Consider the following 16131-nt stretch of genomic DNA (forward strand, 5'->3'; position numbering starts at 1 on the left):
ACTCAAGGAGAGCATCATGGCCGCTACCTATACGTTCGACGTCTTCTCCAGCCTTGACGGCTTCGGCGGCGCCGGCGGCGACTGGACCGGCTACTGGGGCAAGCAAGGCCCCGAGCTGCTCGATCACCGCCTCGCCCTGTACGACGAGGAGCAGCGGATGGTCTTCGGGGCCAACACGTATCGGTTGTTCGCGCGGATGCTCGCCGAGAGCACCGAGGAGTCCGAGGTACGTGATCCATGGGTGACACGCATGAGGAACCTGCCGACGACGGTGGTGTCGAGCACGCTGGAAGGACCCCTCGACTGGCCGGACGCGAACGTCGCGAGCGGCGATGCCGTCGACGTCGTCGCGCGGCTCAAGAAGGAGTCCGATGTGCCGTTGCGCTCGCACGGCAGCCTGTCGATGAACCGGGCGCTGATGGCCGCCGGTCTGGTGGACCGCGTCCAGGTGACGCTCTTCCCCGTGATCACCGGTCGGACCGGCCTCGACCCGATCTTCCAGGGCGCGGCCGACTTCGACCTCGAGCTGATCGAGCGCCGCACGCTCGACGGCCACATCCAAGAGCTCAGCTACCGGCCCACCCTGCATGCCTGAGCCCCTCCCCGCGCCCCCACCGGGCCGGGAGGGGGCGCGTCACTTCTCGGCGCAGCTCTCCGCCACTTTCCGCAGGAGTCGGCCCACCCCGGAGTGGAAGACGTGGTGGTGACCTCCCATCGGGACGTCGTCGGACCGGAAGAGCGAGGAGGCGTCCACGTTCGTATAAGGCATCTCGCCCAGATTCTGCTTCTCCGTGTCGTCCAACGTGGTGTTGGGAGGGCCGTCGATGCCCTGGATGCCGTCGAAGCCGAGGGCTCCCCACTTGCGGCTCATGGTGGCCGACTCGGCCGAGTCGCCGACCATCTGGGACGACAGCGGATACATCACGCCCAGGTGCGTGTCGAGATGGGAGAAAGTACAGATCAAAGGCCCGTTGACCAGGCGTCGCTGATTCCACAACGCACCGTGTCCTGACACCTGTTGGGGCAGGCTGTCGGCGAAGACGAAGTGCGACATCTCGGCCTGCAGAAGCGTCAGGGACGCGAGCATGACCGAGTCCGAACCCCTTGTCTCCAGGCCGCGCAGCGCGAATCCGGCCACGCGGCCTCCAAGGCCGTGGCCGACCAGATGGATCCGCGCCTCGCTCGCATCCACCAGCGCCGCAAGACAGGGACCCAGACCCGCCTGCCCCACCACTCCCGCCCGGCGGCGCAGCACATGGCGCACCACCTGGCGGAACAGCTCATGAGCCCCGCGCCACAGGTCCGCGGAATCCTGATGCCGGCGGTCCTGCCCCACAGGGCCTCCGGCGGCAACCGTGCCCGTCCGGCTCACCCTGTCGCTGAGCGGCGTGGCCGGCCTGTGTCCTGCCACGCGGATCTCGGGCAGGGTGCCTGCCCTGGACACCGGGGAATCGGAATCGCCGGTCCCGGCCTCGTGCCGGGCGGGTTCGCCCGGCTTCTCGTCAGCAGCGCCGGTCGCCTCGACGGAACCGTTCAAGTCGCCCAGCGCGCCCGCGAATTCGCGGCACATCGTCTTCGTGTCCTCGAACAGCATGAGCGGGTCGGTCTGCGGCATCACCTCGCCTTCCGTGTCGGCGGCGAACTCGGTCAGCGGATCCTGCAGCGGGGTCTCCGCAAGCCGACGCAGCGCCGACCCGAGGTCGTCGAACGCCCCTTCGTGCGGGGGCCGGCCGTTCAGGAGCTCGGCGATCTCGGCCAACGGAGACGCGCTGTCGGGCAGATGCCGCACCAGATCGTCGCTCATCGCCTCGCTGATGCCGGGGCACGCCTCACGCTCACGCTTCGTCTCGTGCTCCGCGACACCCGGGATGCCCTCGTCCCTGAAACACAGTGACGGCCACCCCACCGTGAGACAGCCCACCGTGGCCGCATCGTCTCCCCACGCCTCGGCGAGCATCCCGCGAAACGCGTCGTCGGCCGCTTCGGCCACCGCCTCGTCGTTGTGGGCGCCGTGCACCAGCACGTACAAGTCCCGTATCCCGCTGTCCTGCACAGCCTCGTGCACTCTCTGCACCTCGGCCTGTTCGAACTCTGCTCGCCGGCCGAAGTGCAGAGCACCGAAGTCGTGAAACGCGTTCAGTTGCGACATGACTCACTTCCGTAAGGCGCCGCTCATGCGGCTGTCCGGTGGAGCGGAGCGGGCCTGTTGGCATGAGGCACCGTCGCTGGGGGCGCGACCCGCCGGGCGAAGAACTCCTGGTTCCCCACCCTGGTGCGGTGCATTCGCGGTACGGCACGGATGTACGCAGTTTCTACGCTGCTGATGCTCATGAGGAGCAGACGAATCCCCGACACGCTGCTCGACGGTGGAGTGGGAGCGTCACCTCAGCGGCGGCTGTAGTCGATCCAGGTGCTCGGCCGCTCGTTCTGGCCGGGACCGGGGCGGGTGTAGTCGCACACGCCCTGCGGGAAGGCCTTGCGCAGCTGCGCCCTTTCGGTCTTGGCGAAGCGCACCCGGTAGTCCGCGAAGTCCAACGGCCGCAGAGCGCACTTGAGCGTGGACTCGGCCAGCGGCTCGCCTGCCCGCAGCCGCGGGTCCGCGCCGATCGGGTACTCGTCCGCGCACGGCCCGCTCGCCGGATAGGTCAGCGGAGCGTTGACGCGCTTGTCGGGGGTCAGGTAGCACCCGTCGGAGAGTCCGGTGGGCTTGTTCGCGATGACCTTGGCCTGCTTGTCGCGCGAGGATCCGTCGGCTGCGATGCCGGTCAGCCAGCGGTCCATCGACTTGAGTACGTAGGCGTCCGCGGTCTGCGCCTCACTCAGCGTGGGCTTGCTCTGGATGATCACGTGGTTGGCCGAGGTTCCGTTGGCCGCGCGAAGCCGCGCCCGTGTGATGTACGACCACTGGGCCGTGTGGACGTCGAGGGGCACCTTGTCCATGTAGATGCGGTGGTCGATGATCGGCGTGCTGCGCAGCCCCAGCCGCATGCTGTTGAGCTGGTTGTCGCGGTAGGCCGCCTTCAGCGCCCGCGGGTCCGCCTGCGAACGCCGGGCCACCGGTGCGCCCTTGTCGTCGAATCCGCCGATGGCGGAGTTGAGCGCGACGAACTGGGCCGGGCTGATCTGTTTGCTCGTGAGCGCTTCGAGGCCGTACTGCACGCCGACGTTGTCCAGGGTGCTGCGCACGAAGCCGGTCTTCGGGTCGCGGCCGAACTGCGTGGCGTACGCCTCCATCAGCGTGCACTTCACACCGCCGGGGTTGGCCGTGGCGTTCCACAGTGCCGTGACGGGGATCGCCTTGTCGCAGCGCTTGGTCGGGGTGCGCAGGTCGAGGGTCTGGTCCGCGCCGATGCAGTTGCCGTACTCGAGAAGTCCGGTCACCGCGTCCCGCTGCTTCGGGGTGAACGAGCTCCCGGCCCCGGCGAAGTAGCGTACGAGCAGCGTGCAGTCGCTGGCGACGGTCTTCTCTCCCGTGAACGCGTCCGGGAAGCCGACCATGGGAATGATCCCGTCCAGGATGCCCGGGTAGGAGTCGGCGATCGTGAACTGCTGGATGCCGCCGCCGGACCCGCCCCAGCCGATGGTGTGCTTCACCGGCCCGTAGGTCTCGACGAAGTGCTCCTTCACCATCATCGCCGACTCCGCCGAGACGGGGATGCTGCAGTTGGTCTCCAGGACGTTGAGGGTGGAGGAGGCGACCGCGTAACCCTCGGACAGGAAGGTGTCGTTGAGTACGCCTCCGGTCTGCGCACCCTGGTGGTGCCCGCCCGAACAGCCCCCGCCGAAGCTGTAGACGAGTCGGCCGTTCCAGTTCTTCTGCTGTCTCAGGGGCGTGGGATCGGTGCCGTCGTGGAGCGCGGCGGTCTCGTAGACGGCGCGGTTGACGGTGCCGGTCTCGACGCGGACGATGTAGGGCACCTTCCGCCCTCCCACGGTCGCGGTGGCAAGGTCGGCCGGGCGCTGGTCCGGGTCCGCGAGCGGAGCGAACGTGCCTGCCTTGCTGCGGTACTTGTAGCTGACCTTGGTCGGCGCGGAGCAGTACGGCTGCTTCGCGGGAGCGAGGCCGAACGCGGTCGTCTCGCAGTAGAACGGCATGGCCTGCCGCCCGGAGAAGATGGGGCCGGTGGCCGGGTGGTTGGTCACCGTGCGGGTCGCCTTGCGGCCACGGGACTCGGCGGTGACGCGATTGGGGCCGTTCTTGAGGTCGGTGACCAGGCCGAGCAGGGTCCCGTCGGGCTGCCGCTCGAAGCCGTCGGCCGTGCGCCCGTTCACCGTCACCCGCACCGGCTCGTCCTGGCCGGTCGTCGTGATCCGCAAGAGCGCGTCCCCGCCGCTGGCGAGCGCGCGATCCGGGGTCGAGGCGAGAGCGATACGGGGTGGGGGCCGGTCCGCGCCGGCCGCGGCATCCGACGGCGTCAGGATCGCGGCTGTCATGACGGCACAGGTGAAGGTCACCATGCGGCGCAGGCTGCTGTGCATACGTGGTCCTCTCTCGTCAGGGGCATGACATCGATCAGGGCATGACATGCATCAGGGCACGACACGCATCAGGGCATGACATCGATCAGGGGCCTGGCATGCGGTTCAGTTGACCGAGCGGTCCTTGTCCGTCCAGTACGGCCTGCGCAGCTCACGCTTGAGTACCTTGCCCGCGGGCGAGAGCGGGAGCTCGGTGACGAACTCCGCCGTGCGCGGGGCCTTGTAGCCGGCGATCAGCGTCTTGCAGTGCGCGCGCAGCTCCTCGGCGGTGGCCACGGCACCGGACTTGAGCATGACGACGGCATGGACCCGCTCGCCGTACGCGTCGTCCGGGACGCCGATCACGGCGCAGGAGGCGACGGCGGAGTGCTGGGCCAGGGCGTTCTCGACCTCGGCCGAGTACACGTTCTCGCCGCCGGTGACGATCATGTCCTTGATGCGGTCGACGATGTAGAGGTAGCCGTCGTCGTCCATGTACGCGCCGTCCCCGGTGTGGAACCAGCCGCCGCGCAGCGCCGCCGCGGACTCCTCGGGCTTGTCCCAGTAGCCGCTCATGACGTGCCCGCCGCTGACGGCCACCTCGCCCACCTCGCCGCGCGGCAGCTCCACCCCGTCGGGACCGACGACCTTGACCTCGCAGTGAGGGGCCGCCCGGCCAGCGGAGCGCAGCCGGGAGCCCGTGAGGTGGTCGGCGCCGGTGAGGAGGGTGGCGACGGGGGCCACCTCCGTCATCCCGTACGCCTGGGTGAATCCGGCCGAGGGGAGGGCGGCCATGGCGCGCTTGAGCAGCGCCTCGGGCATCGGCGACGCGCCGTACAGGCAGCGCTGGAAGCTGGACAGGTCATGGGAGTCGCGGTCCGGGTGGTCCACCAGCATCTGGATCATCACCGGGGGCAGCATGGCGGCGGAGACCCGGTGCTGCTCGATGGCCCGCATCGCGGCCACCGGTTCGTAGGCGGGGATGATGACGTGCACGCCGCCGACGAGCATCTGCATGTTCCAGGCGGCCAGGGCCGCGAGGTGGAACATGGGGGCGGCGTGCAACATCCGGCCGCCGGGCAGCGCGACGTGCCCGCCGGCCTGGCTGCCGAGCGAGGAGACGATCATGTTGGCGTGGCTGAGCATGACGCCCTTGGGGAAGCCCGTGGTGCCGCCGGTGTAGAAGACCCCGGCGAGTGTGTCGCCGCCGTGCCGGCCGTCCGCCACCGGATCGGCACCCTCCAGCAGTTCCTCGTACGACAGCAGGCCGTCGGGCGTGGGCTGCTCGCCGCAGTGCACCATGATGTCCAGGACGTCACGCAGCTGTTCCACGAGCGGGGTGAAGGCGTCGTCGACGAGCAGGACGCGCGTGCCCGACTGCTCGAGGGCGTAGCGGATCTCGGGCGCCGCCCAGCGGATGTTCACGGGGTTCACGACGGCCCCGATCCACCAACTGGCCAGCAGATACTCGACATAGCGGTCGGAGTTGAGGGCGAGCATGGCGATGCGGTCACCCGGCTCGACCCCGAGCTCGCGCAGCGCACCGGCCAGCCTGGCGATGCGCGCGGCCGATTCGCGCACCGTGCGTGTCCGGTCGCCGAAGACGGTGAACGGCGCGTCGGGGGTCTGCTGGAGCGCCCGTTGCAGGGCCTGCGTCAGGTACATGGCGGTCCGTCCTCGAGTGAGCGCGCGATGAGCTCCTTCATGACCTCGTTCGCGCCGCCGTAGATCTTCTGGGCGCGGGCGTCGGCGTACATGCGGGCGATGGGGTACTCACGCATGTAGCCGTAGCCGCCGAACAGTTGCAGGCAGCGGTCGATCACCTGGCACTGCACGTCGGTGAGGTACCACTTGGCCATCGACGCGGTGGCGGCGTCGAGTTCGCCGCGCAGATGGCGCTCGACGCACGAGTCGGCGAAGACCCGGCCTACCCGCGCGAGCGTGGCGCACTCGGCCAGCTCGAACCGGGTGTTCTGCAGCTTGATCAGCGGTTCACCGAAGGCACGTCGCTCCTTGACATGGGCGACGGTCTCGGCCACCGCCCGCTCGGTGGCGACTACGGCCATCACCCCGATGATCAGGCGCTCCTGCGGCAGTTGCCGCATGAGCTGGGCAAGCCCGCGGCCCTCGACGCCCAGCAGGTTCGCCGCGGGCACCCGGACGCCGTCGAAGAACAACTCCGAGGTGTCGGCGGCGTGCATGCCGAGCTTGTCGAGCACCTGGCCGCGCCGGATGCCGTCCGTCACGACGATCAGCGAGAGCCCCTCGCCGGTGTGCGCTGCCACGATGACCAGGTCGGCGGAGGCTCCGTTGGTGATGAACGTCTTCGACCCGGTGAGTACGTAGTCGTCGCCGTCGCGCACCGCCCTCGTCCGGATGCCCCGCAGGTCGGAGCCCGCGCCCGGTTCGGTCATCGCGATGGCGCCGACCAGTTCACCGGAGGCCAGGCCCGGCAGCCAGCGCTGCTTCTGCTCCTCGGTGCCGTAGGCGAGCAGATAGTGGGCGACGATGCCGCTGTGCACGAAGTTCCCCCAGCCGGTGTCACCGGCCCGGCCCTGCTCCTCGAAGACCGCAAGGTCGGCGTCGAAACCCGCACCGCCCCCGCCGTACTCCTCGGGTATCGAGCAGCACAGGAGCCCCAGCTTGCCCGCCTTGTGCCACACCGCGCGATCGACGAGCCGGTCGGGATACGGCGTGACCTCGTCGGCCAGGAACTTGCGCGTGGTCTCGCGCAGCAGAGCCAGCTCACTCATAGCCGCCACCGCACACCAGTACCTGTCCGCTGACGTAGTCGGACTCCGGCAGACACATCAGATAGACCGCACCCGCCGCCTCCTCGGGCGTGCCGCCCCGGCCCAGCGGGATCATGCGGGCCATCGCGGCGAGCAGATCGGGGTTGACCCCCACCTTGATCTCCTTGCCCTCGACCTCGATCTCCCCGTCCCCCGAGGTCAACCGGGTCTCGATCAGGCCGAAGGCCACAGCGTTGACGTTGACTCGGTAGCGGCCCCACTCCTTGGCCATGGTCTTGGTCAGCCCGACCACGCCCGCCTTCGCGGCGGAGTAGTTCACCTGCCCGGCGTTGCCGCCCAGGCCCGCGATCGAGGAGATGTTGACGACCTTGCGGTGATGGGCGACCGGATGTGCCTTGAGATACGGCTGCGCGGCGCGCAGCAGTCGGAAGGGCGCCTTGAGATGCACGTCGAGGATGGCGTCCCACTGCTCGTCGGTCATCTTCTGTACGACGTTGTCCCAGGTGTATCCGGCGTTGTTGACGATGATGTCCAGCGCGCCGAACGACTCGGTGCAGACGCCGACGACCCGCTCGGCGAAGCCCTTCTCACTCACGCTTCCCGGGCAGGCGACGGCCTGGCCGCCGGCCGCCTTGATCTGGGCCACGGTCTCCTCGGCGGGCCCGGCGTCGAGGTCGTTGACGACGACGGACGCACCGTCCGCGGCGAGTTTCAGCGCGATCGAACGGCCGATGCCGCGGCCCGATCCGGTGACGACGGCGGCACGGTCACTGAGCTTGCTCACAGTTCTCCTTCGATGATCGCGCTGCCGCGCAGGGTGACGGTGCCGTCCTGGAGCGACACCACGAGGTCCACGTGCGTCAGACCGTCCTTGACCTCGGCGACGCTCGCCTCACACCTGGGCTCGGCCAGGACGGGGGTGATCGAGGTGAAGCGGACCTGGTACGAGCGGATGCGCTGTTGCGGGACCAGGTCGGTCAGCAACCGCCCGAGATACGCCATGGAGAGCATGCCGTGCGTGAAGACGTCGTCGAATCCGGCGTTCCTGGCGGCGTCGAGGTCGATGTGGAGGGGGTTGTGATCGCCCGATGCTCCCGCGTACAGGGCGAGCGTGGTCCGGTCGACCGGCGGCAGTTCGAGCTTCACGAGGTCACCACCGTCGTCGCGCTGAGGTCCGCGATCGGTGTGCCGCCCCGGGTGACCTCCGTCGTGCGCACCAGGAAGCGCAGCGCCTTCTTGGTGTAGTCGGCGGTCATCTCGGAGCTGAAGGTCAGCTCGTCGCCGGCGTAGGCCATGGCGTGGTAGACGAAGCTCTGCTCGCCGTGCAGCAGCTTGCCCAGGTCCACACCCAGGGCTCTGAGGTGGCCGAGGGGGTCGGCCGCTTCCTTCATCTCCTGGCAGAACAGATAGGTGGGCGGCACCGGGAGGTCACGGTGGCCCGCCTTCCTGGCCGCCTCGACATCGGTGTAGACGGGATCCTGCTGGCCGGTCGCCCGGGCGAAGAGCAGCAGGTCGCTTCGGTGGATCATGAAACCTTCCCGAGCCTTTCGTAGAGGGTGACGACGCAGGCGCCGCCCAGACCGATGTTGTGCTGCAACGCGAGCCCGGCCCCCTCGACCTGGCGCGCGTCCGCTCGACCGCGCAACTGCCAGACCAGTTCGGCACATTGGGCGAGGCCGGTGGCGCCCAGAGGGTGGCCCTTGGAGAGCAGGCCACCGCTGGGGTTGGTGACGACCCGGCCGCCGTAGGTGTTGTCGCCGTCGAGCACGAACTTCTCGGCGGTGCCTTCCGGGGTCAGGCCGAGCGCCTCGTAGGTGATCAACTCGTTGGTGGTGAAGCAGTCGTGCAGCTCGACCACCGGGATGTCGAGGGGATCCACGCCGGATGCCTCGTAGACGGACTCCGCGGCGCTCCTCGACATGTCGTGTCCGACGACCTTGATCATGTCGCCGCCGTCGAGCGTGTCGAACGCGCCGGCCGTGTCGGTGACCATCGCCTGGGCCCTGATCGCCACATCCCCGGTCAGGCCGTACCGGCGCGCGAAGTCCTCGCTGCACAGCACGGCCGCCGCCGCGCCGCAGGTGGGCGGGCAGCACTGGAGCCGGGTCAGCGGGCCGTAGATGTGCGGGGATGCCAACACCTCCTCCAGCGTGACCTGTTCACGGAAGACGGCGTAGGGATTGTGCGCCGCGTGCGCGCGGGCCTTGACCGATATCCGGGCGAACGTCTCGGGCCGTGTGCCGTGACGCTCGGCGTAGGCCCGACCGGCCCCGCCGAAGAACTGGGCGGCGAAGGGCGCCCGTTCGTCCGTTCCCTGGATGGCGGTCATGGTGTCGGTGCCGCGCGCCAACGGTGCGGGACGGTCGTCCCAGAAGTTCTTCAGCGCGCCCTTCTGCATCTGCTCGAAGCCGACGGCCAGTACGCAGTCGGCGGCCCCGCTCTCGACCGCCTGCCGCGCGAGCCAGAGCGCGCTCGACCCGGTGGAGCAGTTGTTGTTGACGTTGACGACGGGGATCCCGGTCAGTCCGATCCCGTACAGGGCGGCCTGGCCGCAGGTCGAATCGCCGTACACATAGCCGGCGTAGGCCTGCTGGACCCGCTCGTATCCGATCCCGGCGTCGGCGAGGGCGGCCCTCGCGGCTTGCTCACCCATCACGTCATAGGAGTCGCTCGCGCCCGGTTTGGCGAAGGGCACCATGCCCACGCCGAGCACCCGCACACTCATGTGTGCTCCTTCCAGTGGCTAACGGCGATTAACTTAGGGGTGCATGATGCGCATAGCAAGGGTGTGGCGGCTGCCAACGGGAATCGAAATGGCTACTAGCAATTAACTTCACTGTTCCGAGGGGAGTGCTGACGGGATGCGTGCGGGCCGCAAGTGAACCTGCGCTAGCCTGGCCGCATGAGCAGCCGCCCTGTCAGACGCCCCCGGGACCGCAGGGAGACGATCATCAGGAAGGCTGCTGAGCTCTTTCACGAGAAGGGCTTCCACGGCGTCTCCCTGTCGGAGATCGCCTCTGCGGTCGGCATCTCGGCGCCCGCCTTGTACCGGCACTTCACCGGCAAGCCCGATCTCCTCGCCACGGTGCTCTCGGATACGTACGACCGCCTTCAGGTCGTGGTGGGCGCCGCGGACAGCGCGGAGGACGCGATGCGGGGCCTGGCCGAAGTCGTGGCCGAGCGCAGGGAGCTCGCCGTGCTGTGGCAGCGGGAGGCGCGCCATCTCCCCGAGGACCGCAAGGGCGAGACCCGGCAGCAGATGCGCGACCTCGGCGACAGCATCGTCCTCCTCCTCCGCCGGGACCGGCCGGAGCTCTCCGAGGCGGGTGCCGACGTGCTGACCTGGGCAGCGCTCAGTGTGTCCGCAAGCCCCGGCCATCACGGCGTGGCCTGCTCCACCGGCCGGCTTCAGGAGCGGATCGCGGAGCTGTCGGTCACGTTGCTCCGCCACGGCGTCGTGCACGACGACGAGCCTGCCGCCCCGGCGCCCGGCACGGGGGGCGGCCTTGCGCTGGCCTCACGCAGAGAGACCCTGGTCGGCGCGGCCACCAAGCTGTTCGGCAGCCGGGGCTTCCACCAGGTCAGCCTCAACGACATCGGCGCGGCCGCGGGTATCGCGGGCCCGAGCGTCTACAAGCACTTCTCCAGCAAGGGCGAGATCCTCTTCGAAATGCTGAACCGGGGTGCGGCGGTGCTGCAGCTCGAGGTGACCAGGGCGATGTCCACCGCGCGTACGCCGGAGGAGGCGCTCGACGGGCTCGTGCGCGGCTACGTCGAGATGTGCAGCGAACACACCGACCTGATCGCCGCCCTCGTCACCGAGGTGCTGCACCTGCCCGACGACCAGCGCCACACGATCCGCCGCATCCAGCACGACTTCGTGGCCGAGTGGGTCGAGCTCCTCTCCCGGGTCCGCCCGGAACTGGACCAGACGGACGCCCAGCTGACCGTGCACGGCGTGCTGGGCATGATCAACGACGTACTCAGAATCCCACGCTTCCGTACCCGTCCCGGCCTGACCGAAGAACTGACCGGCCTGTCCCACCTGCTCCTGATCGGCCGCTGACACACACCAGGCGCAGGCTCACCAGGAAACGGGCAGTGCCTTCACCCCGTACACAATGCTCCCCGTGCTGAACTCCAGCTCCTCCTCCGGCACCGCGAGCCGCAGTCCGGGCAGCCTGCGCAGCAGCGTCTCCAGGATGATGTGCAACTCGGCGCGCGCCAGGGGCTGTCCGAGGCATTGATGGACACCGAAGCCGAAGGCCAGATGGCGGCGTGCGTCGCGCGTGAGGTCGAGCTGTGAGGGGTGGGTGCAGCCCTCCGGGCCGAACAGGCCCTCGTCCCGGTTGGCGGTGGACAGCATGCAGATCACCGCGTCGCCTGCGGCCAGGGACGTTCCTGCGATCTCCACGGGTTCCTTGGCCACGCGGGCAAGACCCAGATGGATGATCGTGAGGTGGCGCAGCAACTCCTCTACAGCAGCAGGGATCAGCTCCGGGCGCTCGCGCAGCAGCGTGGCCTGCTTCGGGTCGCGCAGCAGCGCCAGGGTGCACATGGCGCTCATGTTGGCCGTGCTCTCGTGGCCGGTGACCAGGAGCAGGAAGCCCAGAGAGGCGGTCTCCTGCGGGGTGAGGTCGTCGCGTGCCACCAGCCGGCTGAGGATGTCGTCACCGGGCTTTCGCTGCTTGTCGGCGGCGAGCCGAGCCAGGTAGGACATGAGCTCGTGGTGGGCGCGGGCCGCCTGTTCGTGGGTGGTGCTGTTGTCGAGAAGGGTCCGGCTCAGGGACTGGAAGAGGTCGTGGTCCTGGTACGGGACGCCGAGCATCAGGCAGATGACCAGGGAGGGGACCGGCAGGGCGAAGTCGCCGACCAGGTCGGCGGGCGCGCCCTTGGCGAGCATGCGGTCGACGGCCTCGTCGACGATGCGCTGGATGCCGGGCCGCAGCGCCTCGATGCGCTTCACCAGGAAGTCCTTGGTGACCATGCGGCGCAGCCGGGCGTGCTCCGGGTCGTCCATGCGGATGAAGCTCGGTTTGGCGGTGGCCAGTTCACGCTGTCCCGGGGAGAGGAAGGGGAAGCCGGGGGTGCGGGCGTCGGCGCTGAAGCGGGCGTCGGCCAGGACGGCGCGGACCTCCTGGTACCCGGTGATCAGCCAGCACGGTGAACCGTCCGGCAGCGCGGTGCGGGTGAGGGGCCGTTCCGCCGCCGCCTCCAGGTAGGCGGGCGGCGGGTCGTAGGGGCAACTGCCGTATGCCGCCGGGAGGGTGAGGGCGGGTGCCGTGGAGGTGAGTGACATGGGGCAGGGCTCTCCGTGGGTGGGGGAGGGGGCGAGGGCTTACGACTTGGGAGTGAGGGTGATCGCCCCACCGGGGCACAGCGCGGCGGCGAGCCGGACGCTGTTCTGTGCGGCCGAGGCCGATGCCTGATCCCGATGTCCGGGGCGGAGCATGACGAGGCCGTCGTCGTCGTTCTGCTCGAAGACTTCGGGTGCGGTGGTGACGCACTGGCCCGAGCTGCAGCACAGTTCGCGGTCGACGCGTACGTCGTAGACCTGGTCCGGTGCGGCAGGGGCATCTGCAGGGGCGTGGTCCCGCTGATCGGTGGCCCCGCGGCTGTCGAGAGCGGCGTCCGCACGGCCGGGAGCTGCGCCGGGGCCGTCGGGCGGCGTACGCAGGGTGCGCAGAGTCATGCACATCATGGCCGACTGCCCGGCCAGGACCAGGAGTTCGACCAACTGGTCGGGGCGCAGCCGCCGGGCGAGCCGCTCCCATGCTGCATCCGGTACGTCGGCGCGGTCGGCCAGTGCGTCGACGGTCCGGAGCAGCGCCAGGTCGTCGGGGTCCCAGGCGTGGGCCTCCAGTGGTGCGGCGGTGGCGGCCGTCTCGTCGGGGCGCAGTCCGGCGGGCCCGGCCTGGGACGTGTGGCGGTCGTGGACGAACGCGGAGTCGAGGCGGTGTGCGGTGCGCAGGATGGTCAGTTCGCGATCGCGCGCGGACAGGGTGCCGTCGTGGGTGAGGACCCGGGCGAGCGCCAACCAGGCCTCGGCCACCGGCAGATGATGGGCCAGGGTGCCGAACAGGTTGATCCGGCCCGGGCCGTCCTTGCGGGACGCGTCGAGGACCGCGTGCAGGGCGGGTGGCCACTGCTCCGGAGGTACGGGGGTGATGCGGGGCTGCTCTCTGTCGGAGGGCTCGTGGGGCGTGCCGACGGCGAGGGGCCGGGTCCGGGCGGGGGAGGAGAGGGTCATCGTGGGGCTCCGTACACAGGGCGGGTCGGTCGGCCAAGGGCGCGGGGTGTGGCACAGGGTGAGGGTGCGGGCGGGCTCACCATTCGCACAGGACCAGGCCGCTGCTGGCACCACTGGCGAAGCCGAACAGGCCCACCAGGTCGCCGCGTTGCAGCCTGCCTGCCTTCAGCGCGGCGGCCAGCTGGAGGGGAATGGTGTTGGTGGCGACGTTGCCGTGGGTGGGGAAGGTGGCCAGGATCTGGCCGGGATCCACGCCGACCCAGTCGCAGGCGACCTTGGTGAAGGCCACCGACGGCTGGTGGATGCAGACGAGGTCCAGGTCGCCCGCCTTCACCCCGAGGTCGTGCAGGGCGCCGCGCACCTTCTCGGGCATGCCGTCGAAGGACGCCACCAACTCGGCGGAGTCGATGCGCAGATGACCCAGGGTGCGGTGCTGGGCGTAAGGATTGGGCAGGGTCGCGGCCTGCCAGCCCCAGGAGTTGGCGAAGAACCGGCTGCCGAGGATGCCGGGCCGCTCGGCGGCCTCGACCAGGACGGCGGAACCCATGTCGCCGGTGCTCAGGCTCGGCAGTGCGTGCAGGACGTCGGCGGCGTCATCCACCGACCAGCGGCTCTCGCGGGTGCTGACCTCGGCGGTGGTGACGAGGACACGGCGGTACTGCCCGGTCCTGATGAACGCGTCGGCGACCTCCAAAGCGTTGAGCACGCCGTTGCAGGCGTTCTTCAGATCGAAGACGGGGCAGCCGAGGCCCAGTTTGGCGGCGACGACATGGGCCGTGGCCGGCTCCTCCATGTCGGCGAGGATGCCGGCGAACAGCAACAGGTCGATGTCGCCCGGCTCGGTGCCGTGCTCGTCGAACAGGGTGCGGGCTGCCTGTGCGGCGAGATCGGATGGCTGCTCGTCGGCGGGCGCGACGCAGCGCGCCTGGAGCCCGTACATGTGCCGCAGGACACCGGGGGACAGGGTGATGCCGGGGTTGTGGGCCCGGAAGCGGTCCTCGGCCTCGGCCACGGTCTGCCGGCCGGGAGGAATGTGGACGCTGGCGTGGGCGAGCGCGCTGTACACGGTCACAGGGGAGGTGACTTTCTGAGGGTGAAGAGGTGCGGGGAGCGCTGCGGGGGAGGTGACGCAGGGTCAGGGCGCGCGCAGGACGAGCGCCACGTTGTGTCCGCCGAATCCGAAGGAATGACTGGCGGCGGCCCGTACGGTCTGCCGGCGGGGCCGGTCCATCACGCAGTCCAGGGGGAACGCGAGCGTGTCGGTCGTGAGGTTGGCGACGGGCGGGACGGCGGAGTGGTGGATCGTGAGGGCCGTCAGGGCCGCCTCGATGGCGCCGGCCGCACCGAGGCTGTGCCCGAGGACACCCTTGGCGGAGGTCACGGTGGGGCCGTGGGGCAGGACGCGTGCGATGACCTCGGCCTCGGCCTGATCGTTCAACGGGGTCGACGTGCCATGGGCGTTGACATGGTCGATGTCCCCCGGCGCGAGCCCGGCTTCACCGATGGCGCTACGCAGTGCCGCCTCCGCCACCGTGCCGCCGGGGGCGGGGGCCGTGGGGTGGTGGGCGTCCGAGCTCAGACCGACGCCGGCGAGCTGGGCGTACTGCTGCTGCCCGCGTGCCCTCGCGTCCTCGGTGCGTTCGAGTACGAGGATGGCCGCGCCCTCGGAGATGACGAAGCCGTCACGGTCGGCGGCGAACGGCCGGGAGGCCCGCGAAGGATCGTCCGTACGGGAGGAGAGGGCGCCCATCCGCTGGAAGCCGGCGGTGACGACCGGGCTGATGGCGGCCTCGGTGCCGCCGGCCACCGCGATGTCGCAGGCACCCGAAAGGAGCAGGTCACGGGCGACTGCCAGGGCGCTGGCCCCCGATGCGCAGGCGGTCTCCGTGGCCAGGGAAGGCCCGCGTGCGCCCAGGTCGAGCAGGACCTCGCCCGCGGCCATGTTCGAGATCAGCATCGGGATCAGGACGGGGGACACCAGGTCGGGGCCCGCCTGCATGCGCAGGGTCTGCTCCTCCAGGTGGGCCGCGCCGGCGAGACCCGAACCGATGACGACGGCCACCCGGGCGCCGTCCCAGTGGACCGGATCCAGGCCCGCGTCGGCCACCGCCTCACGCGCCGCGAGCACGGCGAACTGCGAGAACCGGCCCATCCGCCACGCCTTGCCGCCGCCGATCCTGGCCTGCTCCGGGGTCATCTCCGGGATGCGGCAGGAGAAGTCGACCGGAAGTTCCTTCAGTTGAGGGTCGCGGGCCGCCGTGGACTCACCGCGCAGTACGCCCGTCCAGGTCGCGTCGCGGCCGACACCGGCCGGGGTGATGAGCCCCAGGCCGGTGACGGCGACCGCACGGTTGTCAGCCGTCACAGTGCGCCTGCCGCGGTGCGCTTGGCGGCCAGGGCGGCGGTGAGCTCGGCGACCGTGGTGCTCTTCGTCGCCTCGTGCTCCTGCACCTCGACGGCCAGCTCCTCCTGCAGGGCCAGGGCGAGTTCGGCCAGGGCGAGGGAGTCCAGGTCGAGGCTCTCCAGCGTGGCCTCGGGGAGGATGAGGTCCTGCGGAACCTCGAACTTTCCGGTCAGTACGGAGTGGATCGCGGTGTCGATCGAAGACATGGCTGTGCCCTTCAGATGATGGAACGGGAAACATGGGAGGGGGAGAGGCAGAGGAGCGTG

Annotated in this window: 15 protein-coding genes; 2 read left to right on the plus strand and 13 right to left on the minus strand. The window is 69.9% G+C overall.

Annotation, left to right across the window (positions count from 1 at the left end; genetic code table 11):
- The first annotated feature begins 16 nt into the window (after positions 1 to 16).
- Complete coding sequence (locus ABZ833_RS06980; protein ID WP_361042153.1) at positions 17 to 595, plus strand: dihydrofolate reductase family protein; 579 nt, start codon at positions 17 to 19, stop codon at positions 593 to 595.
- A gap of 39 nt (positions 596 to 634) precedes the next feature.
- Here the strand turns inward: ABZ833_RS06980 and ABZ833_RS06985 are convergent, their stop codons facing one another.
- The 8 genes from ABZ833_RS06985 to ABZ833_RS07020 form a co-directional block, all read right to left on the minus strand.
- The gene (locus ABZ833_RS06985) at positions 635 to 2149 is read right to left on the minus strand and encodes a hypothetical protein (protein ID WP_361042156.1); all 1515 of its coding nucleotides are present in this window, start codon (positions 2147 to 2149) and stop codon (positions 635 to 637) included.
- 236 nt (positions 2150 to 2385) lie between these two features.
- A complete protein-coding gene (locus tag ABZ833_RS06990; RefSeq protein ID WP_361042158.1) occupies positions 2386 to 4479 on the minus strand; it encodes a DUF6351 family protein in 2094 nt (697 codons plus the stop codon).
- A 105-nt stretch (positions 4480 to 4584) separates the two neighbouring features.
- Positions 4585 to 6123 carry a long-chain fatty acid--CoA ligase gene (locus tag ABZ833_RS06995; protein WP_361042160.1) on the minus strand — a complete coding sequence of 513 codons (1539 nt, stop codon included), beginning with the start codon at positions 6121 to 6123 and terminating at the stop codon, positions 4585 to 4587.
- On the minus strand, positions 6114 to 7211 hold the full coding sequence (locus ABZ833_RS07000) for an acyl-CoA dehydrogenase family protein (RefSeq protein ID WP_361042162.1): 1098 nt from the start codon (positions 7209 to 7211) through the stop codon (positions 6114 to 6116). The genes ABZ833_RS06995 and ABZ833_RS07000 overlap by 10 nt, the downstream gene beginning before the upstream one ends.
- On the minus strand, positions 7204 to 7995 hold the full coding sequence (locus ABZ833_RS07005) for an SDR family oxidoreductase (RefSeq protein WP_361042164.1): 792 nt from the start codon (positions 7993 to 7995) through the stop codon (positions 7204 to 7206). The genes ABZ833_RS07000 and ABZ833_RS07005 overlap by 8 nt, the downstream gene beginning before the upstream one ends.
- Positions 7992 to 8357, minus strand: a complete 366-nt coding sequence (locus ABZ833_RS07010) for a MaoC/PaaZ C-terminal domain-containing protein (RefSeq protein ID WP_361042167.1) — start codon at positions 8355 to 8357, stop codon at positions 7992 to 7994. The genes ABZ833_RS07005 and ABZ833_RS07010 overlap by 4 nt, the downstream gene beginning before the upstream one ends.
- On the minus strand, positions 8354 to 8740 hold the full coding sequence (locus ABZ833_RS07015; protein WP_361042169.1) for a MaoC family dehydratase N-terminal domain-containing protein: 387 nt from the start codon (positions 8738 to 8740) through the stop codon (positions 8354 to 8356). Before ABZ833_RS07015 ends, ABZ833_RS07010 begins: the two co-directional genes overlap by 4 nt.
- Complete coding sequence (locus ABZ833_RS07020) at positions 8737 to 9936, minus strand: lipid-transfer protein (protein ID WP_361042172.1); 1200 nt, start codon at positions 9934 to 9936, stop codon at positions 8737 to 8739. The genes ABZ833_RS07015 and ABZ833_RS07020 overlap by 4 nt, the downstream gene beginning before the upstream one ends.
- Before the next feature lie 177 nt (positions 9937 to 10113).
- On the opposite strand from ABZ833_RS07020, the gene ABZ833_RS07025 reads away from it, so the two are divergent.
- Positions 10114 to 11277 (plus strand): TetR family transcriptional regulator, encoded by a 1164-nt coding sequence (locus tag ABZ833_RS07025; protein WP_361042175.1) that lies wholly within the window; start codon positions 10114 to 10116, stop codon positions 11275 to 11277.
- A gap of 18 nt (positions 11278 to 11295) precedes the next feature.
- Here the strand turns inward: ABZ833_RS07025 and ABZ833_RS07030 are convergent, their stop codons facing one another.
- From ABZ833_RS07030 to ABZ833_RS07050, 5 genes are all read right to left on the minus strand, one after another.
- Positions 11296 to 12510 (minus strand): cytochrome P450, encoded by a 1215-nt coding sequence (locus ABZ833_RS07030; RefSeq protein ID WP_361042178.1) that lies wholly within the window; start codon positions 12508 to 12510, stop codon positions 11296 to 11298.
- Between the two features lie 39 nt (positions 12511 to 12549).
- Positions 12550 to 13461, minus strand: a complete 912-nt coding sequence (locus ABZ833_RS07035; RefSeq protein WP_361042180.1) for a ferredoxin — start codon at positions 13459 to 13461, stop codon at positions 12550 to 12552.
- 76 nt (positions 13462 to 13537) lie between these two features.
- Positions 13538 to 14533: a 3-oxoacyl-[acyl-carrier-protein] synthase III C-terminal domain-containing protein gene (locus ABZ833_RS07040; RefSeq protein WP_361042183.1), complete on the minus strand. Its 996-nt coding sequence runs from the start codon at positions 14531 to 14533 to the stop codon at positions 13538 to 13540.
- 63 nt (positions 14534 to 14596) lie between these two features.
- Positions 14597 to 15826: a beta-ketoacyl-[acyl-carrier-protein] synthase family protein gene (locus tag ABZ833_RS07045; protein WP_361042185.1), complete on the minus strand. Its 1230-nt coding sequence runs from the start codon at positions 15824 to 15826 to the stop codon at positions 14597 to 14599.
- Entirely contained in the window at positions 15823 to 16071 is a 249-nt protein-coding gene (locus ABZ833_RS07050; protein ID WP_361042187.1) for a phosphopantetheine-binding protein, read from the minus strand. Before ABZ833_RS07050 ends, ABZ833_RS07045 begins: the two co-directional genes overlap by 4 nt.
- Positions 16072 to 16131 lie beyond the last annotated feature (60 nt).

It is taken from the genome of Streptomyces sp. NPDC047525 (assembly GCF_040643025.1).
Classification (GTDB): domain Bacteria; phylum Actinomycetota; class Actinomycetes; order Streptomycetales; family Streptomycetaceae; genus Streptomyces; species Streptomyces durmitorensis.